A 19,617-nucleotide genomic window follows, 5' to 3' on the forward strand; every position below is an offset into this window, starting at 1 on the left:
GCCGCGCTGACCCGGGCCGCACCGGTCCCGTCGTGATAATCCCGCCGTGATACCCCATAGTGCCGACCCCGCCGCGCCGCACCGGCGCCGCCGTGTCGTCTCTAGCGGGCGTGTCTAACTGTCGACGACCAGCGCGCAGCCGATGCACAGCTCGGCGGTCGGCCGGGCGCGAAGGCGGTCGACGCCGATCGGTGAGCCGCAGCGGGTGCACGAGCCGAACGTTCCCAGCCTGACGCGGTCGAGCGCCGCATCCACGGCCGTGATGTCGTCGCTCGTCTCGCCGCGGAGCGCCTGCAAGCGGCTCCACTCCGAGGAGAGGGTCGGGCCTTCCGGGTCGTGTTCGTCGTCGGCGGTCGCGTCGGAGCGGGCGGACAGCACGATGCCGAGCGATTCGGCGAGGCGCTCGGCTTCCGCCTGGTCGCCCCGTCGTCGCTCGCGCAGCAGGTCGACCAGTTCGTCGATCTGCTCGCGGGTGAGATCACCTGGCACCGGGACTTCCGCTCCGAGGCCGTGGCCACGGCCGCCGGGGCCGCGGTCCGGCGCATCCATGTCCTGCCCCCGCAGTCGCTGCTCGTTCACGTTCGTCGTCGTTCCATCCATTCGCATCATTGCGCCCCCATCACGCGGTTCGATCGAGGACAGGGTACGCCTCGACTGCCGGAAAATCGGGATGCGGCGCTCGCGTACTCTCGAAAGATGCCATCGTTCCGTGTCATCGTCGCTGTCGGCCTCCTCCGCCCCGGCGTTCGCCCGGACGCTGTCGTCCCCGCCGCAGCGGACGCGGTCGCCGAACTCGCCCTGGTGGAAGCGAGCAGCCTGGATGTGGTCTCCCGCGAGGCGCGCGTCACCGTGCGGTTCCTGGCCGACGACGTCGACCACGCCATCCCGATCGCCGAGCAAGCGATTGGCCGCATCCAGAGCCTCGCCGAGACGGGGCCGTGGAGGCTCACCGAGCGCGTGGGCGGCCGCTGGTTCCGCCGCGCCTGACGGCTGCCGAGGCCGGACGGGCCGCGCCAGCGCCGGTCGGGTGCCGGGCGGGTGCCGGGCGAGCGCCGGGGCGCGTCAGGCTGCTTCGGCCAGCGCGCCCTCGATGAGTCCCACGATCGCCGGGTCGTCCGGCTCGACGGTCGGGCGGAAGCGGTGCACCTCGCCGTTCGGGAGCACGACGAACTTCTCGAAGTTCCACTTGATCTTCCCGGCCTTGCCAGCCGCATCCGGGGTCTTGGTCAGCTCGGTGTACAGCGGGTGCTGCGACTTGCCGTTGACCTTGACCTTCTCCATCATCGGGAACGTGACGCCCCAGGTGGTCGAGCAGTACTCCTTGATCGCGTCGGTCGTGGACAGCTCCTGCAGGAACTGGTTGCTCGGGAAGCCGATGACCGTGAAACCGCGGTCGCCGTAGGTCTTCTGCAGCGCTTCGAGCTTCTCGTACTGGGGTGCGAGGCCGCAGCGGGATGCGACGTTCACGATCAGGACGACCTGACCGTCGTAGGCAGCGAGTGACGTGGATTCACCGTCGATGGTGGTGAGGGGGATGTCAGTGAGACTCATGATGCGAGCTTATGCACGCATACCGTTCGCACGAAGCGCGTTCGGCGAATCCGAAGCCTGGATTCAGGTTTGCATCCGCGCCCGGACGCAGGTGCTGATCGCCATGCCGTCGCGCTCACCGTTCGGACGGAGTTGCGGACCGACACGCCGGCGCATTCTCCGTCCGGACGGAGAACGTGCCGTTCTCGCCACACATCTCCTGCGGAGCGGGACGCGTCTGTCGCGCGCCCGGATCTCCGTTCGAAAGGAGAACTCGTCTCGCACCCTCCCGATCTCCGTTCGAACGGAGAAACAGACGGCGTGCCGGGCGGGAACTCCTGCTGGGCGGCGACGGCGGCGTGCCGCCCGGAGCCCCGCGGACGCTACGCCGCCGCCTCCGTCTCCGTCTCCGTCTCCGTCTCCGTCTCCGTCTCCGTCTCCGTCTCCGTCTCCGTCTCCGTCTCCGTCTCCGTCTCCGTCTCCGTCTCCAACGGAGCATCCGGGTCGGCCGACCACTCGTTGAGCGAGCTGTCGTAGAGCGACACGTCGTCCCGCCCGAGCACCGCGAGAGCGAGCGCGTCGGCCGCAGCGGCGATGCCGGCCGCGCAGTACGTGACGATGCGGGCATCGGAGGCGAGCACGTCCGCGAACGTCTCGCGCAGCGCAGACGCCGGCAGCAGCGCGTTGGTCTCGCGGGAGACGAGGCGTGCGGCCGGGGCGCTCACACTGCCGGGGATGCGGCCGAGCCTGCTGCGATTGCCGGTCTCGCCCGCGAACTCCTTCGGTGGCAGGCCGCAGACCAGCGTCGCATCCAGGGTGCCGTCGAGCATGGCGGCCACGTCGTCCTTCGACGCCCACGCGTCCGGTCGTTCGTCGGCGAGGAAGCCGTCGGTCGCGCGCGGTTCGACGTGCCCGCGTTCGAGCGGGCGCTCCTCCGCGTTCCACTTCACAGCGCCGCCGTCGAGCACGGCCACGTTCGTGTGCCCGAACGCGCGGAACAGCCACCACAGGCGCGACGCCCACTGACCCACCGATGCGTCGTACACCACGACGGTCGTGTCGCTGCCGACGCCGACCGCTTCCGCCGCCGCCTCGAACGCGGCAGCGCTCGGACGGGTGAACGGGTACGCGCCGCGCGGGTCGCTGAACGCGTCGATCAGGTCGGCGAACACGGCACCGGGGATGTGGCCGTCGACCAGATACTGGTCGAGACCGCTGATCGAGGCGGGCGAGCCGTCCGGCCGAGTGGATGCGACCACGGTCGCGTCGAGCACCACCAGGCTGTCGGAGCCCAGGTGATCGGCCAGCCACTGGGTGGAGACGAGCGGGCCGTCGAGGGCGGCGCCGAGCACGTTGGCGGCCGTCGCGTCAGAGCTGTCGTCTGAACGGCCGAACGGAATGTCGTCGAAGCCGGCGTCCGTACTGTCGCCGGTGGCGCCGACGGATGCGGTGGGTCGGGATGCGCGAGTCACGGCACAACGCTAACCAGCGGATGCGCATCCAGACACCCTCCCCGCAACGCGGCGTAACGGGCTCGTCGGCGTCCGAAAGCCGCCGATGCTCGCCCGCTCGGCGCACGCTAACGCCGTCGCCCGCGCACGCACGCCCGCGCACGAAGTCCCGCCGCACGGCCCCGCTCAGCACTCGATGACGTTGACCGCCAGGCCGCCTTCGCTCGTCTCCTTGTACTTCGTCGACATGTCGAGACCGGTCTGCCGCATCGTCTCGATCACCGTGTCGAGCGAGACCAGGTGCGAGCCGTCGCCGTGCAGGGCGAGGCGCGCCGCGGACACGGCCGTGGACGACGCGATCGCGTTGCGTTCGATGCACGGGATCTGCACCAGTCCGCCCACCGGGTCGCAGGTGAGGCCGAGGTGGTGCTCCATCGCGATCTCGGCCGCGTTCTCGACCTGGCGCGGCGTTCCGCCGAGCACGGCGCAGAGCGCTCCGGCCGCCATCGCGCAGGCCGAGCCGACCTCGGCCTGGCAGCCTCCCTCGGCGCCGGAGATGGACGCGTTCGCCTTGAACAGGGAGCCGATGGCCGTCGCAGTCAGCAGGTACTTCCGAATGCCGTCGGCCGAGGCCCCCGGCACGAAGCGCAGATAGTAGTGGGCGACAGCGGGAACGATCCCCGCGGCGCCGTTGGTGGGCGCGGTCACGACTCGGCCACCGGATGCGTTCTCCTCGTTGACCGCCAGCGCGAAAGCGTGCAGCCACTCGATCGACGTGTCGCGGCCGGGCTCGTCGCCGACGCACTCCAGGTGTTCCCGCATCGCCGCCGCCCGTCGTTTGACGCCGAGGCCGCCGGGGAGAATGCCGTCGCCCGCCAGGCCGTTCGCGACGCACTCCGCCATCGCCGACCAGATCAGGTCGAGGCGTTCGCGGGTGGCGTCCTCGCCGTGGATCGCCGCCTCGTTGCGTCGCGCCACGTCGCAGATCGGGATGTCGTGCGCCTCGCACAGCCGCAGAAGCTCTTCCGCTGTGTCGTACGGCAGGGGATGCGCGGCCCGCGCCGCGAGCTCCGCCTCCTCCCCGTCGCGCCGGATGAAGCCGCCGCCGATGGAGTAGTAGGTCTCTTCGAGCAGGGGGAACGCATCCACTGCGCCGTCGTCGCCGGTGCCCCAGGCGGTGATGGTGAGCGCGTTGGGGTGGCCGGGGAGGCGCGTGCGCGGCTCGAAGGCGATGTCGTCGCGGGCGATCGGGATGGCGCGGCGTCCGGCCAGCAGAAGCGTCGAGCCGTCGCCGAGTCCCGCCCAGACGCCGTGGACGTCCTCGGGACGGCAGGTCTCCGGTTCGAGCCCGGCCAGGCCGGCGAGCACCGCATCCGGGGTGCCGTGGCCGATTCCTGTGGAGCCGAGCGATCCGTAGAGGGTGCAGGTGACCTGGCTGACGCGATCGAGCAGACCGTCGGTGACGACGCGTTCGGCGAAGGTGCGGGCCGCCCGGAGGGGTCCGACGGTGTGCGAACTCGATGGACCGATGCCAACGGAGAAAAGGTCGAAGGCCGAGACGTACGCTGTCACTTCTTCAGTCTACGTCGCTCGGGATGCACGATTGCTGCGTTGTCGTGCGCTTCCGCGCACGGAACCGTCACGAGCGTCGAGCATCTGCGAGATCGACTAAGCAACTTAAGTTGACAAACGGGATTAAGCAACCTAAGTTGCTCTCATGGGACCCACACCGACACCAGCACCCATCGGCGGAGCAGCGGACGGACTCGCCTCCGTCGTCGCCCTCCGCGAACTCGCCGACCGGCTCGAAGACGCCGAAGTCGAGCGCGCACTGCGCGACGGCTGGACCTGGACCCAGATCGCCGACGCGCTCGGCGTCACCCGGCAGGCCGTGCACAAGAAGCACCTGCGCCGCGTCGCAGCGGCCGGGATCGAACTGAGGAGGCGCAATGCCTGAGAACAGCACACCCGACGACCCGAACCACGACCACGCGAACGAACGCGACGACGCGCAGGGCGATGCCGGCGACGCCACCCGCGACGATCGCCGCCTCTCCCGCTCACTGCGCGAAACGGTCACGCGGGCCGTCGAGGAGGCGCGGCTCCGCGGCGCCAGCCTCGTCGAGGCAGAGCACCTCCTGCTCGCCCTCTCCGTCACGGACGGCTCGAAAGCGCAACGCGCCCTCGCAGCGGCCGGACTCGACCACGCGGGAATCGAGGCGGCGCTGCGCGCGGAGCGGGAGGCGAGTCTGCGGGCGGCGGGCGTCGAGCCCGTTCCCGAGGAGCGCCTGACCGCGACGCCCCGCAGCTCCCGCCCGCGCTGGGGCACCACGGCCAGGGATGCGCTGGTCAGGGCACACAAGGTCGCCGCCCGCGGGCGCGACAGGCGAACCGCGGAGTCCGACCTGCTGGCCGGCATCCTCACCATCGAACTCGGCACGGTCCCGCGCGCGATCGTGCTCGCGGGCGTTGACAGGGCGGCGCTGCTGGCCGCCGCGGGCTGAGCCCGCGCGACCCGGCGCATCCCGGCGCATCCCGGCGCATCCCCGCACATCCCCGCGCATCCATCTGCATCCGGCGCGCTTACACGCCTGCCACACACGTGTAAGCGGCACGTAAGCGCTGTGTAAGCGCGCCCGTGGAACATCGTCACCATCAACTCGAATCCCATCCATCAGGAAGGATCACCATGACCACCAGCTCAGAGTGGGCGGTCGAAGCCCACGGGCTCGTCAAGGTCTTCGGCGACAACCGCGCGGTCGACGGCGTCGACCTCAGCGTCCGCGCCGGAACCGTCTACGGTGTGCTCGGCCCCAACGGCGCCGGCAAGACCACCACCATCTCCATGCTCGCCACGCTGCTCAAGCCGGATGCGGGCACCGCCACCATCTTCGGCCACGACGTCGCGCGAGAGCAGCAGGTCGTCCGCCAGCTCATCGGCGTGACCGCCCAGTTCGCGTCCGTCGACGAGCGTCTCTCCGCCACGGAGAACCTCGTCATCTTCTCCCGGCTGCTCGGTCTGAGCCGCTCGGAGGCGAAGCGCAAGTCCGCCGAGCTGCTCGAAGAGTTCGGTCTCACCGAGGCGGCCAAGCGCCCCATCGCCAAGTTCTCCGGCGGGATGCGTCGCCGCCTCGACCTCGCCGCCAGCCTGATCGCGCAGCCGCCGCTGATCTTCCTCGACGAGCCGACCACCGGCCTCGACCCGCGCACGCGCGCTCAGATGTGGGACACCATCCGTCGCCTGGTCGCCACCGGTTCCACCGTGCTGCTGACCACGCAGTACCTGGACGAGGCCGACCAGCTCGCCGACCGCATCGCCGTCATCGACCGCGGTCGCGTGGTCGCCGAGGGCACGGCCGACGAACTGAAGGCGTCCGTCGGCGAATCGTCGCTGCAGCTCCGCCTGGCCGACCCGTCCGACATGGAGGACGCACGCCGCGCCATCGGCACGGTGCTCGGCGTCGATGCCGTCGTGTCGCCGGAGGGATCGCGGATCACCGCTCCCATGCGCAACCCGGATGCGGTCACCGACCTGTTCGTGACGTTCCGCGAAGCGGGCATCCACCTCACCGAGATGTCCGTGCAGAAGCCGACGCTCGACGAGGTGTTCCTCACCCTCACCGGCCACGGCGTCGAAGAAGAGAAGTCCGGCGCAGCAGACGCCGCAGAAGCAGAAAGGGTCGACGCATGAGCGCCCTCACCGTCATCACACCGCCGTCAGAGCGGAAACTGAAGAACCACGTCAGCCTCACCCAGAGCCTCGCGAACTCGTTCACGATGGCGTACCGCGGCCTGCTGAAGATCAAGCGCACGCCGGAACAGTTGTTCGATGTGACGCTGCAGCCGATCATCTTCACAGTCATGTTCGCGTACCTGTTCGGTGGCGCCGTCGCCGGAAGCGTGCAGACCTATCTGCCCAACCTCATCCCGGGCATCCTGGTGCAGACCGTCATCACCACCTCGGTCGTCACCGGCGTCCAGCTCCGCGAGGACATGGACAAGGGCGTGTTCGACAGGTTCAAGTCGCTGCCGATCGCGCGCATCGCCCCGCTGGCCGGTGCGCTGCTCGCCGACACCCTCCGTTACGCCATCGCGACGACGATCACCTTCGTGGTCGGCTTCATCATGGGGTACCGTCCGGCTGGCGGCATCGGTTTCGTCATCCTCGCCGGGCTGCTCGTGATCGTGTCGTCCTGGGCGATCAGCTGGATCTTCGCCTTCTTCGGGGTGATCGCACGCACCGCGAGCTCGGTGCAGGGCATCTCCTTCATGGTGCTGTTCCCGCTCACGTTCCTGTCGAACGCCTATGTGCCGGTCGACTCGCTTCCGGACTGGCTGCGCTGGTTCGTCAACGTGAACCCGGTGTCTCACCTGGTGACCGCGGTGCGCGACCTCGCCAACAACGGCACCTTCGGCGCTGACGGCTGGCTCGCCCTCCTCGGAGCCGCGGTGATCGTCGCGGTGTTCGCCCCGCTCACCGTGCGCGCCTACATGCGGAAGGCGTAACATCCCGGACCTGTAGGCGGCAGTCCGCATCCCACCGCATCCAACCGCATCCCACTCTCAGAGAAGGACAGCCCATGAGCACCGTCGTCGGAAGCATCGCCGCGCTGGTCACGGAGCCGTCCGGTCGGCCGAGCACGCGCGCGGTCCGGTTCTGGGCGTGGGATGCGGCGGTCGGCTGGACGGTCTTCGCCGCGCTGCAACTGCTCTGGATGCTGCTGGCCGACGCCTGGACCCAGCCCCTGCATCTCGCGGGGCTGGGTCTCACGGTCGTCGCGGCCGCGGTGCACGTCGCGGTGATGCCGCGCTGGCGCTACCGCGTGCACCGCTGGGAGATCACGGAGGACGCGATCTTCGTGCGCTCCGGCTGGTTCACGCAGGAGACCAGGGTGGCGCCGATCGCCCGGCTCCAGACCGTCGACTCCCGCCGCGGGTTCCTGATGCGGATGATGGGCCTCACCTCGGTGACGATCACCACCGCGTCGTCTGCGGGCGCCCTCACCATCCACGCCCTCGACGACGCGGTCGCGCGCGAGGTCGTCGCGATCCTCGCGGAGGTCGCCCAGCACTCGGAGGGCGACGCGACATGAGCGCCGCCGACGAGCGCGGCGGGGACGACGCGGTTACCAGGGACGACGCGGTTACCAGGGATGACGCGGTTACCAGGGATGACGCGGTTACCAGGGACGACGCGGTTACCAGGGATGACGCGGTGGACCCGTCCACCGAACCATGGCGACGCCTCAACCCGCTCATGCTCCTCGTGCATCCACTGCGGGAGCTCATCCGGTACCTGCCCGTGCTGCTCATCGCGCTCGTGGCCGGGGCTGCGGGCGGCGAGCCGTGGTGGGCATACGTGCTCTCCGGGCTCGGTGTCGTCTTCGGCGTCCTGCGCTTCTTCACGACCACCTACCGCATCACGCCGACGCACGTGCAGGTGCGCAGCGGTGTGCTCAACCGGCGGACGCTGTCTGCGCCGAGGGACCGCATCCGGAGCGTGGATGTGGATGCGACCCTCCTGCACCGGATGTTCGGGCTGGCGATCGTCAAGGTCGGAACCGGTGCATCCCACGGGCAGGAGGAGCTCGCGCTGAACGCCGTCGCGCTGCGCGACCTGCCCGCCCTGCGCAGTGAGCTGCTGCGGCTGGCGCCACCGGACGCCGCCGCCGACGCTGCGCCGCCGGCCAACCTGAGCAGGTGGTCGCCGCGCTGGGTGCGGTATGCCCCGCTGACCCTGAGCGGTGTCGCGTCGATCGTCGCCGTCGTGTTCTTCGTGGTGCAGCTCAACTTCTTCGAAGGGGGTGTGCTCACCAGGCTGGCGGTGGTGCAGCAGGGGATCGGCTGGGTCACCCATCTGCCGCTGCTGGTGACGGCGCTGTGGGGGTCGATCGTCCTGGTGGTCCTCGCGTCTGCTGTGGCGATGGTGCGGTATGCGCTGTCCTACGGCGGGTTCAGCATCCACCGGGCGGGGTCGCACACACTGCACATCAGTCACGGACTGCTGCGCGCCAGGCAGATCACGCTCGACGAGACCCGCCTCCGCGGCGCGCAGCTCTCCGAGCCGCTGTCGCTGCGGCTGGCGGGAGCGGCGTCCGCCCACGCGATCATGACCGGCCTCGGCCGCCAGCGCGGCGGGGTCGCCCTGCTCGCACCGCCCGGGCCGCGCGAGGAGGCCGTGCGGATCGCCTCGGTGGTGCTCGGCGGGCGCGAACCGCTCGACGTCGAGCTGGTCACGCACGGCAGACGCGCCCACCGCAGGCGATACACCAGGGCTGCGTCGTTCGCCGGTGTGCTCGCGGCGGCGGCGCTGGTGCTGCAACTGCTCGGCGTCCTGTCTCCGCTGGTCTGGTGGGCGTTCGTGGTGATCGTCCCGGCGTCCGCCCTGCTCGCCGCCGATCGCTGGCGCGGCCTCGGACACGCGTTGCTGCCCGGCTGGCTGATCGCCAGGAGCGGTTCGCTGAACCGCAGGCGCGCTGTGCTCGCGACGGAGGGCATCATCGGCTGGACCGTGCGCCGCAGCTTCTTCCAGCGCAGGGCGGGGCTCTCCACCCTCATCGCGACGACCGCGGCGGGCAGGCACCGCGTCGTCATCCCGGACCTGCCCCAGGATGCGGTGTGGCCGCTCGTCGAGGCGATCAGCGTCCGCCACGAGGTGGCCGATGCTGCGCCGGCCGTGCCGGCTGCGCCTGTCGCCCCAAGCGCGTAGGCGCACGCTCCGTCCGAAAGGAGTTGGCGGCCGACACGCCGCCGCCAACTCCGTTCGGAAGGAGAATCCAGTTGATACGCGCGAAATCTCCGTCCGGACGGAGTCGGCCGGTGGCTTCCTCGCACTCCGTTCGGAAGGAGAAGGCGGCCCGAGCGCGCGGGAACTCCGTCTGGACGGAGCGGCGCGCCGCGGTGCGCGCGAAGTCTCCGTCCGGACGGAGTCGGCCGGGAGCTTCCTCGCACTCCGTTCGGAAGGAGAAGGCGACTTGAGCGCGCGGGAACTCCGTCCGGACGGAGATCGCCCGGCGAGAGCGCGGGCGCGCGCTCAGGCGCCGAAACGGAGCGAGCGCACCAGCTCGAACGCCTCGGCGCCTGCCGCGTCGCGCGAGAGGTCGGCCACGGACGCGAGGGCCGCATCCAACCGTTCGTCGCCCCACGCCGCGACGATCTCGGCGCGGAGGATGTCGCGGTGCAGGCTCGGCAGGTCCTGCCGGGCGTTCAGCCGGATGGCCAGCGCGTACAGGCGGAGCGCGGAGTCCACCCAGGCGACGTCGCGGCCGTCCGCGGTGCGCGGGTCGAGCATCCACCCGGCGAGACTTATCATCCCGCTGCCGACGACCGGCTTGTCGACGTATGACGACTGCAGCATATGGTTCACGAGCATCCGGCGGCGCAGCTCCCGAGCCAGCTCGGCCACCGCCTCCGTGCCCACGACCTCCGGCGCGCGCAGGCTGATGCGTTGCAGCGAGAGCACCGCCGCACCCGCGAGGATCACGAGCCACGGGTTGGTGAGCGCTTCCGAGCGGCCGAAGATGCCGACCGCGTCGCGGAACAGGCGCACCGCCTCGGCGTCGTCGCCCTCCGCGAGCGCGACCTCCGCCAGGCCCGCGTACGCCACGCCCAGATAGTCGACGTAGTCGAACCCGGTGTCGTCCTGGTCGCGCAGGTAGCGTTCCAGCAGGTCGCGGCCTCGGTCGAGGTCGCCGAGAGCCACCGAGTTGATGGCGATGATCCAGTCGATCTGCCGCACGTCGCCCACGGCCTGCAGTTCGCCGAAACCGGTCTGCGCACGCTCCGCCCACCGGATCGCTTCGGAGGGATGCGCGAGTTCGCTGTGCACCTGCGCGAGCGACTGAGCCGCGGATGCGGTGCTCCAGGTGTCCTCGGCGGCTCTCGCCTTGTCCCAGGCGCGCTGCGCACCCGTCATGGCCTCCTCCAGGTCGCCGGCGTTCTCGGCGAGCTGGGCGAGGAGAAGGTTCCCCATCGCGGCGAGGCCGGTGTCCGACGACTCCCGGTAGCGCTCCATCAGCGCGACGCTCGGCCCCGCCCGGCCGCCGAGCGCGACGGCGTTCGCGAGGGCGTCCAGCCGGCTGTCCGGCAGGGGGCCGTGACCGCGAGCGCGCTTCAGGCGCGTGATCGCGCGCAGCGACGTGCGCTGGTCGAGGAAGAGGAAGGTGCCCCCGATCATCGCGTACACCGCGACGGCGTCGATCCGTTCCGCTTCGTCGTGCGGTTCCCAGTCGCGCAGCGCGGCGAGGATGCCGGGCGCGAACGCGATCACTTCGGTGTGCGCGCTGCGCAGCGACCAGTAGTAGCCGAGCGTGGCGAACACCGCGACGATCGTTGTTCCGTCGTGCGCGTCGAGCGCGGTGCGCAGGATGGCGACCAGGTTGTCCTGCTCGGCCGTCACCCTGCGGAACTGGGCGACCTGTTCCCGTCCGTTCATCCGGCCGAGCGCATCCCGGGAGAAGCTGCGTGCCCAGTCCGCCATCCGCGTCTGCACCAGCGCGGTCTCTCCGGCTTCGGCGAGGGCGAGCTCGCCGAACTCGCGGACGGTCTCCAGCAGCCGGTAGCGCAGGATGCCGGTGGTCTCGTCCTCGGAGACGGTCACGAGCGACTGGTTCACCAGCGCCTCGAGGTCGTCCAGCACAGTGGATGCGTCATCGCCGGAGACGATGTCGGCCGCGTCGGCGCTGAACCCGTCCGGGAACCGGGACAGCCGTCGGAGCAGCACGCGCTCCGAGGTGCCGAGCAGGTTCCAGCTCCAGTCGATGACGGCGAGCAGGGTGCGGTGGCGCTCAGGCGCGGTGCGTTCGCCCCCGGTCAGCAGCGCGAACCGGTTGCCGAGGCGACGCGCGATCTCGTCGACCGACATCGACCGGATGCGGGCGGCGGCGAGCTCGATGGCGAGGGGGAGACCGTCGAGCCGTTCGCACAGGTCGGCGATGGTGTCGAGGGGGAGGACGACGCCGGGGCGCGCGGCGCGGGCTCGCTCGACGAAGAGGTCGACGGCCGGGCCGCGGTCGGCGTCGGCGCTGACGCCGCTGTCGACGCTGACACCGCGGCCGACGCTGACGCCGCGGCCGTTGCCGTTGCCCGCACCGTTGCCGTTGCCGTTGCCCGCGCCGTTGCCGTTGCCCGCGCCGACCGGATGCGCGGAGCGGCCGTGCGCATCCCGTGCCCTGCTGGACAGCGAGTCGAGCGGATACACATGCTCCGCGCCGATGGCGAGCGGCGAGCGGCTGGTCGCGAGCACCCGCACGGTGGCGACCGACTCGAGGATGTCGCTGATCCAGGCCGCTGCCGCGTCCACGATGTGCTCGCAGTTGTCCACGATCAGCAGCGTCTCGCGTTCGCCGAGCACGCCCAGGATGCGGGAGCGCAGGTCGACGCGCGCGCCGGGGTCGCCCGGACGGGTGGCCGCCGCTTCGCGGATGCCCAGGGTGGAGGCGAGGGCGAGCGTCACGTCGTCGCCGTCGCGGACGCTCGCGAGCTCGACGAAGACCACGGACGGCGTGTGCGCGGCGCGGTGACCGATCTCCTGCGCCAGCCGCGTCTTGCCGAGCCCACCTGCGCCGAGGATGGTGGTCAGGCGGGACGTGGCGATGAGGTCTTCCAGCGCGTCCAGGTCGTACTCGCGCCCGATCAGCGCGTTGGGTGCGGCGCGGAGGCCGATCCGCACACGCGCCCCTGCGGCCGGCGCGGGCGGCGTCTCGTTCTCGACGAGCAGGGTTGCGTTGAACGCGACGAGCTCCGACCCCGGCCGGGTGCCGAGGCGGTCGAGCATCGCCTCTTTCACCTCCGCGAAGACGCGCAGGGCGTCGGTGCGGCGGCCGGTGGCGTCGAGGGCGCGCATCCGCTCGAGCTGCACGGCCTCGTCGAGCGGGGAGGCGTCGGCGAGGCGTCGCAGGTCGCTGAGCGCGGCGTCCGGGTCGCCGAGCAGGCGCGAGGCGCGGGCGCGCAGCAGGAGCAGTTCGTCGTGCAGGGCGGCGGCGGTGCGGCCGAGCTCGTCGGCGAGCGGGGTCGCGCCGAGCTCGACGCCTGGCTCGCCGCGCCAGAGCGCGAGGGCCGCCCGCGTCTCGGCGGCGATGGCCACCGCATCCTGGTTCTTGTCCGCCTCGCGCGCCAGCTCCAGGTGGCGTCTGGCGAGGCCGAGGTCGGTCGCGCCGTCGTCGACGCCGAGCGCATACCCGCTCGGGGTCGACTCCAGCAGCCCGTCCGCAGTGATGGTGCGCACGCGGGACACGAGGGTCTGCAGGGCGGCGCGTTCCTGCCGGGGAGGCGTGTCGTCCCAGAGGTCGGAGACCAGGGACGGCACAGACAGCGAGCCGCGCGCGAGCACGAGTGCGACGATCAGGCTCTTGCCGAGGACGCCGGAGGGTTCGGCGAGTGCGCCCGACCGGTCCTCGACCAGCACGGGGCCGAGAATCGCGATCCGAGGGGACGACGGCCGAGACTCCACCTGCCGATAGTAGCGACAGCAGGCGACGTCCAGCCGCACGCGCGCGTAGGCTCAGGGCGAACACCCGTCTCGGAGCACCCGTCTCGGCGAGGAGGATCATGGCGTTCGACTGGTCGGAGTTCTACACGGCACAGGGCGGCAGGGGAGTGCGCGGCACGTTCCTCAGCGGCCTCGACGCGTGGCAGGGGGATGCGCCAGGCGACGCGATCGACCTCGGCTGCGGCGACGGTATCGAGACCAGGTTTCTCGCCGAGCACGGCTGGCGTGTGCTGGCGGTGGATGCGGATCCCGGCGTCGAGGAGCGCGTCGCCGCACAGCTCGGGCCGGATCTCGCCGACCTCGTCGACGTGCGCCGCGCGGGGTTCGAGACCCTCGGCGGGCTTCCGGCGAGCGACTTCGTCTACGCCGGGTTCGCCCTGCCGTTCTGCGACGCCACCCACTTCCCGTATCTCTGGGCCGACATCCGGGATGCGCTGCGCCCCGGCGCGGTGTTCGCCGGCCAGTTCTTCGGCCCGCACGATGAGTGGTTCGGCCGTCCACGGATGAATTTCCACGACCGCGCCGGCGTCGAGGGGATGCTCACCGGCCTCGACGTCCTGCAGCTCGCCGAGGAGGACCGCCGCGGCATGTCGTTCGAGGGCCCCAAGCACTGGCACGTCTTCCACGTCGTCGCTCGCGCCTGACCCGCCCCGCCGTCCCGCCCCGCCGCCCCGCCCCGCCGTCCCGACCCGCCCCCGACGCAATCGAGCCGGGACTTATGCACGCGACACGCCGAGCCCAGCCGTGCACAACTCCCGGCTCGATTGCGTCGGGGTCGGGGTCGGGGTCGGGAACGGGGTCGAGGGAAGACGCGGTCAGCGCAGGGTTTTGCGCGCGGTGATCTGGCCGGTGTCGAAGCCGAGGAGGTGCAGGCCGCCGTGGAAGCGGGCGTGCTCGATCTTGATGCAGCGGTCCATGACAACGGTGAGGCCCTTGGATTCGCCGTACTCGGCCGCCTCCTGGTTCCAGATCCCCAACTGAACCCAGACGGTGGGCGAGCCGACCGCGACGACCTCGTCGATGACCGCGGGCAGATCGCCTGGCTTGCGGAACACATCCACGATGTCGGGCACCTCGGGCAGTGAGGCGAGGTCGGGGTATGCCTTCTCGCCGAGGATGGTGTCGGCGTTCGGGTTCACGAAGTACACGCGATAGTCGGTGGACTGCTGCAGGTAGGTGCCGACGAAGTAGCTCGACCGCGCCGGGTTGGGGGAGGCGCCCACGATCGCGACCGACTTCGCCGCGCGCAGGATGCGCAGGCGCTCCTTCGCGTCCGGCCCCTCCCAGGTGCGCTGCGACTTGAGCAGCTTCGCCAGCGGCGAGCCGGACGGGACGGTGCAGCTCAGCCCGTTGACCAGTTGCACCTGCTCTGTCTCGACGGGCGCGGCACCAGCGGGCGCGGCACCCGCGGATGCGGTGGATGCGGATGCGTCTGCGATCGTCATGCGTTCGTCTCCTTCACGGCGATGGTGAGGGCCTGATCCAGATCGTAAATGATGTCGTCCACATCTTCGATGCCGACGCTGATGCGCACGACGCCGGGCAGCACGCCGGCGTCGTGGAGCTGCTGTTCGGTGAGCTGCGCGTGCGTGGTCGACGCGGGGTGGATCACGAGCGTCTTCGCGTCGCCGATGTTGGCGAGGTGGCTGGCCAGGTTCACAGACTCGATGAACTTCTGGCCCACCGCGCGGCCGCCCTTCACCACGAAGCTGAACACGCTGCCCGCGCCCTTCGGCAGGTACTTCTGGGCGCGGTCGTGGTGCGGGTGGGCGGGGAGTCCGGCCCAGAACACGGACTCGACGCGGGGGTCAGCATCCAGCCATTCGGCAACGGCGCGTGCGTTGTCGACGTGCGCCTGGATGCGGTACGGCAGCGTCTCGACGCCCTGCGCGAGCAGGAACGCGGAGTGCGGCGCGAGCGACGGTCCGATGTCGCGGAGCTGCTCGGCGCGGAGCCGGGTGAGGAAGGCGTATTCGGCGAAGTTGCCCGACCACTCCAGCCCGCCGTACGAGGGCACCGGCTGCCCGAACAGCGGGAACTTGTCGCTGTGCCAGTCGAACCTGCCGCTCTCCACGACGACGCCGCCGAGGGTGGTGCCGTGTCCGCCGAGGAACTTGGTGGCCGAGTGGATGACGATGTCTGCGCCCCACTCGATCGGCCGGTTGAGGTATGGCGTCGCGATGGTCGAGTCGATCACGAGGGGGATGCCTGCGGCGTGCGCCACCTCGGCGAGACCTTCGATGTCGGCGATCTCGCCGGACGGGTTCGCGATGGTCTCCGCGAACACCAGCTTGGTCTTGTCGGTGATCGCCGCGGCGTAGTCGGCCGGGTCGGCGCTCTGGACGAAGGTGGTCTCGACCCCGAAGCGGCGCAGCGTGACGTCGAGCTGTGTGATCGACCCTCCGTAGAGGTTGGCGGAGGCCACGATGTGGTCGCCGGCCCCTGCGAGGGATGCGAAGGTGATGTACTGCGCGCTCAGCCCGCTTGCCGTCGCGACGGCGCCGAGACCGCCCTCCAGGCTGGCGACCCTCTCCTCGAACGACGCGACGGTCGGGTTGGCGAGGCGCGAGTAGATGTTGCCGTACTTCTGCAGGGCGAAGCGGGCGGCGGCGTCCGCGGTGTCGTCGAAGACGAACGCACTGGTCTGGTAGATCGGGAGGGCGCGGGCGCCTGTCACCGGATCGGGGATGTTGCCCGCGTGAATCGCACGCGTGCGGAAGCCGTATTCGCGATCTGCCATGAGGCCAAGCTACCGGAGCGGGAGACGGGTGCGCGGGGCGGCGGCGTAACAGACCGCAACGGGCCGTCGAAAGCCGTTGTGATACACTTGTATTAGATCGCTTGATTCGCGATCCCGGACGACGGATCAGTACCCGGTGCGCGACAAGACTGGCCACGGGAGTGAATCATGTCGTGGATCGTGCTCATCATCTCTGGTGTTCTCGAGGCTGTCTGGGCCACTGCGCTCGGACTCTCCTCCGGCTTCACCAAGCTCTGGCCGTCGGTGATCTTCGGAGTGGCGCTGATCGCATCCATGGGCGGGCTGGCGTTCGCGATGCGCGACATCTCGACGGGCACCGCATACGCGGTCTGGGTCGGGATCGGCGCTGCCCTCACCGTGCTCTACGCGATGCTGTTCGGCGGCGAGGGCTTCTCCCTCGTGCGCGTGCTCCTCATCCTCGGTCTCGTCGCCTGCATCATCGGCCTCAAGCTGACCTCTTCCCACTGACCCAAGCCATCGAGCCCAGGCTTTTTCACCCTAAGACGCGCTTTTGAGGTGAAAAAGCCTGGGCTCGATGGCTGGCACGCCGAGGTCAGGAGAGGTGGACGGCGACGAGCGCGAGGGCCGCGATGAGCACCCAGGAGAGCAGCCCGACCGCGAGCGCTCGCCAGCCGGTGCCGAGGAGCGTGCGGAGGCGCACGGCGGTGCCGAGGCCGAACAGCGCCATAGCGAGCAGCGCGGTCTGGATGGTGTCCGCTCCGGACAGGACCGCATCCGGAAGCGGGACGAACGACGCCACCAGCACCGCCGCGATGAACCCGGCGACGAACAGCGGCACGATCGGCGGGCGCTTGGCAGCGGGGTCGCCTTCGACGTGACGGCGGCGCTCCACGACCGAGGCGACCGCCACCATCGGAGCCAGCATCAGCACGCGCGTCAGCTTCACCACCACGGCGACGGCCAGCGCGGCCGGTCCGGCGAGCTGAGCGGTCGCGACGACCTGCCCGACGTCGTGCACCCCTGCTCCCACCCAGTGCCCGAACTGCAGCGAGCTCAACCCCAGTGGATGCCACAGCACGGGCAGCACGAAGATCGCGAGCGTCCCGCACAGGGTCACCAGGGCGACCGGCGTCGCGGCCTCCTCGTCCTTCGACTTGACGACGCCGCTCATCGCTCCGATGGCCGACGCTCCGCAGATCGAGAACCCGGTCGCGATCAGCAGCGGCTGGTGTCCTGGCAGCCTGAACAGCCGGCCCAGCCACATCGTCCCCACGAACGTGACCAGCACGATGCCGACGGTGGTCAGGATGGTCAGCCAGCCCAGGTCGGCGATGTCGCCCAGGCTCAGCTTGAGTCCGAGCAGCACGACGCCGAGGCGCATGAACCGCTTGGCCGCCACCGACAGCCCGGGGGCGAGCCCACCCGTCACGGCGGGCCGCGCGAACGGCAGTTGTCCGACGACGATCCCGAGCACGACCGCGGCGGTCAGCAGCGGAACCGCGGGCACCAGCCAGTGGATGCCCCACGCGGCCAGCGCTGCAAGAGCGGCGGCCGCCACTCCGGGTATCCACCGTGGTGGCGTGCGGGTGGCGGCCGTCGGACTCTGCATTCCTCCTATTGTGGCCGAACGGCGGCTAGTGCTTCGCCCGCCCTGCCGTGATCGCCGCGTTCAGCTTCGCGGAGTCGAGCGTGATCGGCTTCGTGTCGGTCGACGTCGGCGCTGCGGCAGCGCCGAGCTGCGCGCTCGATCCGTACAGACCGGGCTGGCAGTACGTGATCCGGTGCTCGATGTCCATGCTCAGCACGCTCTTTCCGCCGACCCCCCAGTAGAGCGAAACACCCTGGAGGTTCGAGTCGGTGAACTCGCCGTACGGGATGCACTCTGGCACGGCGAGCAGGAGCGGCGATCCGCTCGCGCCGGCGATCGCGGAGATCGACAGGGCGTCGGGGAAGCCGAGCCCGCTCGCGACGAACGCGGTGTCGGCGAAGGGGAAGATCTCCTTGTTGACGGCCTGCGCCGTGCCGAACCTGTCGTTGCCTGCGAGGCGCAGCACGGTGGGGACGCCGAGCTTCTCCAGGTCGCGCTGGATGCCGGTCGACACCGAGTTGGCGCCGCCCGCGATGTAGATGCGCAGCGGAGAGAGGGAGGCGATCATCGACTTCGTCGCGGCGTCGAGGGAACCGGACCAGCCGTTGACGAGGAGCAGTGCGCCGCCCTGGTACCCGGCCGCCGAGCCGGCGACGAGCGCGTCGGGGAAGCTGTTGCCCGTCGCGATGAAGACGCTGTCGACGTGCTTGCCCGCGAAGGCGCCCGCGACGGCCCGTGAGGTGGCGAACCGGTCGTCTCCGGAGACCCTGGTGACGCTGGGGGCGAGCTTCTGCAACTGCGCGAACGCGGACGCTCCGACCGCAGCGAGCCCGCCGACGACGACAATCTTCGGCGGTGCGAGGGTCGTGATGGCGTTGACGACGCTGGCGGGGACGAAGTCCTGACGCGTCAGCAGCAGTGGCCCGCCGAGTCGCGCGGCCGCTGCGCTGGCGGCGAGCGCATCCGGGAAGTTCACGCCGTTCGCCACGTAGACGACGTTCGCCTGGCCGGCCGAGTACGAGCCGAGCGCGACCTGCACCGAGGTGTCGAAGCGGTCGGCCCCGGCGATGCGGCCGCTGTAGTACGACCAGGCGCCGACGGACCCGTCGATGCCGGTGATGTTCTGGCCTGCTGCCACGGTGATCGGTGTGGAGTCCCAGAGAGTGTCGGAGTTGTCGTAGTAGCTCGTGGAGAAGTTGGGCTGCGTGGCGTTCACGTCGGCGAACCGCACGACGTACTCGCCGGCGGCAAGGCCGGCGAGGGAGTATGCGCCGGAGCCGCTGAGCACGGGCGCCACCTCGTTGAACTGCTCGAACAGTCCCGTCGCCGGATTGAGCCGGTATGCGCGGATTCCGCCGGCCACCGTCGCTCCTGAGACCGTGCCGCTGATCGACCCGGCGACAGGCTGCGTCGCGGTCAGGCCGGAGACGTTCGCGTTCGTCACCGTCACGACCTGCGCGGAGTCCTCGAACGTGCTGCCGACCCAGGTTCCGGCGTTGACGCCGTCCTGCGTCGCCCGGAACTGCACGCGGTACCGACCGGGCGCGACGCCCGAAACGCTCCAGGTGCCGTTGGTCGCGTTGGCGGAGAGCGGCTGCCGCGGCGTGCTCCCCGTGAGGGGCTGCAGAAGCACGTACGACGACTCGTTCGTCGTCGTTCCACCGCCCGCGACGTCGTATGCGACAGTTCCGCTGACCGTGTATGTCGAGGCCGCCATCGCAGCGGTCGGGACGAGGGCGAGACCGGCGACGGTGAGCGCTGCCGCCACACCGCCGACGAAGAGGGTTCTGAGTGCGCGCCTGGGGCGCTGGTTTCGGGTCACGGGCAGAGCGTACTG

At 70.5% G+C, this 19,617-nt stretch carries 18 protein-coding genes and 1 riboswitch; of the genes, 9 read left to right on the forward strand and 9 right to left on the reverse strand.

The window, feature by feature from the left end; genetic code table 11:
* Positions 1–114: 114 nt before the first annotated feature.
* Positions 115–600 carry a TraR/DksA family transcriptional regulator gene (locus ACYVGI_RS10125; protein ID WP_460632497.1) on the reverse strand — a complete coding sequence of 162 codons (486 nt, stop codon included), beginning with the start codon at positions 598–600 and terminating at the stop codon, positions 115–117.
* A gap of 96 nt (positions 601–696) precedes the next feature.
* Between ACYVGI_RS10125 and ACYVGI_RS10130 the strand changes: the two genes are divergently transcribed.
* Positions 697–987 carry a hypothetical protein gene (locus ACYVGI_RS10130; RefSeq protein ID WP_460632498.1) on the forward strand — a complete coding sequence of 97 codons (291 nt, stop codon included), beginning with the start codon at positions 697–699 and terminating at the stop codon, positions 985–987.
* 75 nt (positions 988–1,062) lie between these two features.
* On the opposite strand, the gene ACYVGI_RS10135 is transcribed toward ACYVGI_RS10130, so the two are convergent.
* The 3 genes from ACYVGI_RS10135 to ACYVGI_RS10145 all read right to left on the reverse strand — a co-directional run bounded on the left by ACYVGI_RS10135 (position 1,063) and on the right by ACYVGI_RS10145 (position 4,553).
* Positions 1,063–1,551 carry a glutathione peroxidase gene (locus tag ACYVGI_RS10135; RefSeq protein WP_460632499.1) on the reverse strand — a complete coding sequence of 163 codons (489 nt, stop codon included), beginning with the start codon at positions 1,549–1,551 and terminating at the stop codon, positions 1,063–1,065.
* Between the two features lie 362 nt (positions 1,552–1,913).
* On the reverse strand, positions 1,914–3,002 hold the full coding sequence (locus tag ACYVGI_RS10140) for a sulfurtransferase (RefSeq protein WP_460632500.1): 1,089 nt from the start codon (positions 3,000–3,002) through the stop codon (positions 1,914–1,916).
* 165 nt (positions 3,003–3,167) lie between these two features.
* Positions 3,168–4,553 (reverse strand): L-serine ammonia-lyase, encoded by a 1,386-nt coding sequence (locus ACYVGI_RS10145; RefSeq protein WP_460632501.1) that lies wholly within the window; start codon positions 4,551–4,553, stop codon positions 3,168–3,170.
* 145 nt (positions 4,554–4,698) lie between these two features.
* Here ACYVGI_RS10145 and ACYVGI_RS10150 point away from each other — a divergent pair, with 145 nt between their 5' ends.
* The 6 genes from ACYVGI_RS10150 to ACYVGI_RS10175 all read left to right on the forward strand — a co-directional run bounded on the left by ACYVGI_RS10150 (position 4,699) and on the right by ACYVGI_RS10175 (position 9,690).
* Entirely contained in the window at positions 4,699–4,938 is a 240-nt protein-coding gene (locus ACYVGI_RS10150) for a helix-turn-helix domain-containing protein (RefSeq protein ID WP_055895431.1), read from the forward strand.
* On the forward strand, positions 4,931–5,485 hold the full coding sequence (locus tag ACYVGI_RS10155) for a Clp protease N-terminal domain-containing protein (RefSeq protein WP_460632502.1): 555 nt from the start codon (positions 4,931–4,933) through the stop codon (positions 5,483–5,485). The genes ACYVGI_RS10150 and ACYVGI_RS10155 overlap by 8 nt, the downstream gene beginning before the upstream one ends.
* Positions 5,486–5,670: 185 nt before the next feature.
* The gene (locus ACYVGI_RS10160; RefSeq protein ID WP_460632503.1) at positions 5,671–6,672 is read left to right on the forward strand and encodes an ATP-binding cassette domain-containing protein; all 1,002 of its coding nucleotides are present in this window, start codon (positions 5,671–5,673) and stop codon (positions 6,670–6,672) included.
* Positions 6,669–7,487, forward strand: coding sequence for an ABC transporter permease (locus ACYVGI_RS10165; protein ID WP_460632504.1), 819 nt, complete (start codon positions 6,669–6,671; stop codon positions 7,485–7,487). The genes ACYVGI_RS10160 and ACYVGI_RS10165 overlap by 4 nt, the downstream gene beginning before the upstream one ends.
* Before the next feature lie 74 nt (positions 7,488–7,561).
* The gene (locus tag ACYVGI_RS10170) at positions 7,562–8,074 is read left to right on the forward strand and encodes a PH domain-containing protein (protein WP_460632505.1); all 513 of its coding nucleotides are present in this window, start codon (positions 7,562–7,564) and stop codon (positions 8,072–8,074) included.
* Positions 8,071–9,690 (forward strand): PH domain-containing protein, encoded by a 1,620-nt coding sequence (locus ACYVGI_RS10175; RefSeq protein ID WP_460632506.1) that lies wholly within the window; start codon positions 8,071–8,073, stop codon positions 9,688–9,690. Before ACYVGI_RS10170 ends, ACYVGI_RS10175 begins: the two co-directional genes overlap by 4 nt.
* A 324-nt stretch (positions 9,691–10,014) precedes the next feature.
* Here ACYVGI_RS10175 and ACYVGI_RS10180 read toward each other — a convergent pair whose 3' ends face one another.
* Positions 10,015–13,431 carry an ATP-binding protein gene (locus tag ACYVGI_RS10180; RefSeq protein ID WP_460632507.1) on the reverse strand — a complete coding sequence of 1,139 codons (3,417 nt, stop codon included), beginning with the start codon at positions 13,429–13,431 and terminating at the stop codon, positions 10,015–10,017.
* Positions 13,432–13,529: 98 nt separating this feature from the next.
* On the opposite strand from ACYVGI_RS10180, the gene ACYVGI_RS10185 reads away from it, so the two are divergent.
* A complete protein-coding gene (locus ACYVGI_RS10185) occupies positions 13,530–14,114 on the forward strand; it encodes a class I SAM-dependent methyltransferase (protein WP_460632508.1) in 585 nt (194 codons plus the stop codon).
* A 171-nt stretch (positions 14,115–14,285) separates the two neighbouring features.
* On the opposite strand, the gene ACYVGI_RS10190 is transcribed toward ACYVGI_RS10185, so the two are convergent.
* Together ACYVGI_RS10190 and ACYVGI_RS10195 are read right to left on the reverse strand one after the other, a co-directional pair.
* Positions 14,286–14,816 carry a CoA-binding protein gene (locus tag ACYVGI_RS10190; protein WP_460632573.1) on the reverse strand — a complete coding sequence of 177 codons (531 nt, stop codon included), beginning with the start codon at positions 14,814–14,816 and terminating at the stop codon, positions 14,286–14,288.
* Positions 14,817–14,911: 95 nt separating this feature from the next.
* Positions 14,912–16,210, reverse strand: coding sequence for an O-acetylhomoserine aminocarboxypropyltransferase/cysteine synthase family protein (locus ACYVGI_RS10195; protein ID WP_460632509.1), 1,299 nt, complete (start codon positions 16,208–16,210; stop codon positions 14,912–14,914).
* 92 nt (positions 16,211–16,302) lie between these two features.
* Positions 16,303–16,368, forward strand: a riboswitch (guanidine-III (ykkC-III) riboswitch).
* Positions 16,369–16,378: 10 nt separating this feature from the next.
* Here ACYVGI_RS10195 and ACYVGI_RS10200 point away from each other — a divergent pair.
* Positions 16,379–16,699 carry a DMT family transporter gene (locus tag ACYVGI_RS10200; protein ID WP_460632510.1) on the forward strand — a complete coding sequence of 107 codons (321 nt, stop codon included), beginning with the start codon at positions 16,379–16,381 and terminating at the stop codon, positions 16,697–16,699.
* A gap of 85 nt (positions 16,700–16,784) precedes the next feature.
* On the opposite strand, the gene ACYVGI_RS10205 is transcribed toward ACYVGI_RS10200, so the two are convergent.
* Positions 16,785–17,801, reverse strand: a complete 1,017-nt coding sequence (locus ACYVGI_RS10205; protein ID WP_460632511.1) for a YeiH family protein — start codon at positions 17,799–17,801, stop codon at positions 16,785–16,787.
* A gap of 25 nt (positions 17,802–17,826) precedes the next feature.
* On the reverse strand, positions 17,827–19,602 hold the full coding sequence (locus ACYVGI_RS10210; RefSeq protein WP_460632512.1) for a cell wall-binding repeat-containing protein: 1,776 nt from the start codon (positions 19,600–19,602) through the stop codon (positions 17,827–17,829).
* Positions 19,603–19,617: the final 15 nt, after the last annotated feature.

The sequence above is a fragment of the Leifsonia lichenia genome (assembly GCF_054780215.1).

Coding starts and splice junctions, on each gene's coding strand:
- ACYVGI_RS10125 (WP_460632497.1), bottom strand. CDS start 600: ATGGATGGAACGACGACGAACGTGAACGAGCAGCGACTGCGGGGGCAG.
- ACYVGI_RS10130 (WP_460632498.1), top strand. CDS start 697: ATGCCATCGTTCCGTGTCATCGTCGCTGTCGGCCTCCTCCGCCCCGGC.
- ACYVGI_RS10135 (WP_460632499.1), bottom strand. CDS start 1,551: ATGAGTCTCACTGACATCCCCCTCACCACCATCGACGGTGAATCCACG.
- ACYVGI_RS10150 (WP_055895431.1), top strand. CDS start 4,699: ATGGGACCCACACCGACACCAGCACCCATCGGCGGAGCAGCGGACGGA.
- ACYVGI_RS10155 (WP_460632502.1), top strand. CDS start 4,931: ATGCCTGAGAACAGCACACCCGACGACCCGAACCACGACCACGCGAAC.
- ACYVGI_RS10160 (WP_460632503.1), top strand. CDS start 5,671: ATGACCACCAGCTCAGAGTGGGCGGTCGAAGCCCACGGGCTCGTCAAG.
- ACYVGI_RS10165 (WP_460632504.1), top strand. CDS start 6,669: ATGAGCGCCCTCACCGTCATCACACCGCCGTCAGAGCGGAAACTGAAG.
- ACYVGI_RS10170 (WP_460632505.1), top strand. CDS start 7,562: ATGAGCACCGTCGTCGGAAGCATCGCCGCGCTGGTCACGGAGCCGTCC.
- ACYVGI_RS10175 (WP_460632506.1), top strand. CDS start 8,071: ATGAGCGCCGCCGACGAGCGCGGCGGGGACGACGCGGTTACCAGGGAC.
- ACYVGI_RS10185 (WP_460632508.1), top strand. CDS start 13,530: ATGGCGTTCGACTGGTCGGAGTTCTACACGGCACAGGGCGGCAGGGGA.
- ACYVGI_RS10195 (WP_460632509.1), bottom strand. CDS start 16,210: ATGGCAGATCGCGAATACGGCTTCCGCACGCGTGCGATTCACGCGGGC.
- ACYVGI_RS10200 (WP_460632510.1), top strand. CDS start 16,379: ATGTCGTGGATCGTGCTCATCATCTCTGGTGTTCTCGAGGCTGTCTGG.
- ACYVGI_RS10205 (WP_460632511.1), bottom strand. CDS start 17,801: ATGCAGAGTCCGACGGCCGCCACCCGCACGCCACCACGGTGGATACCC.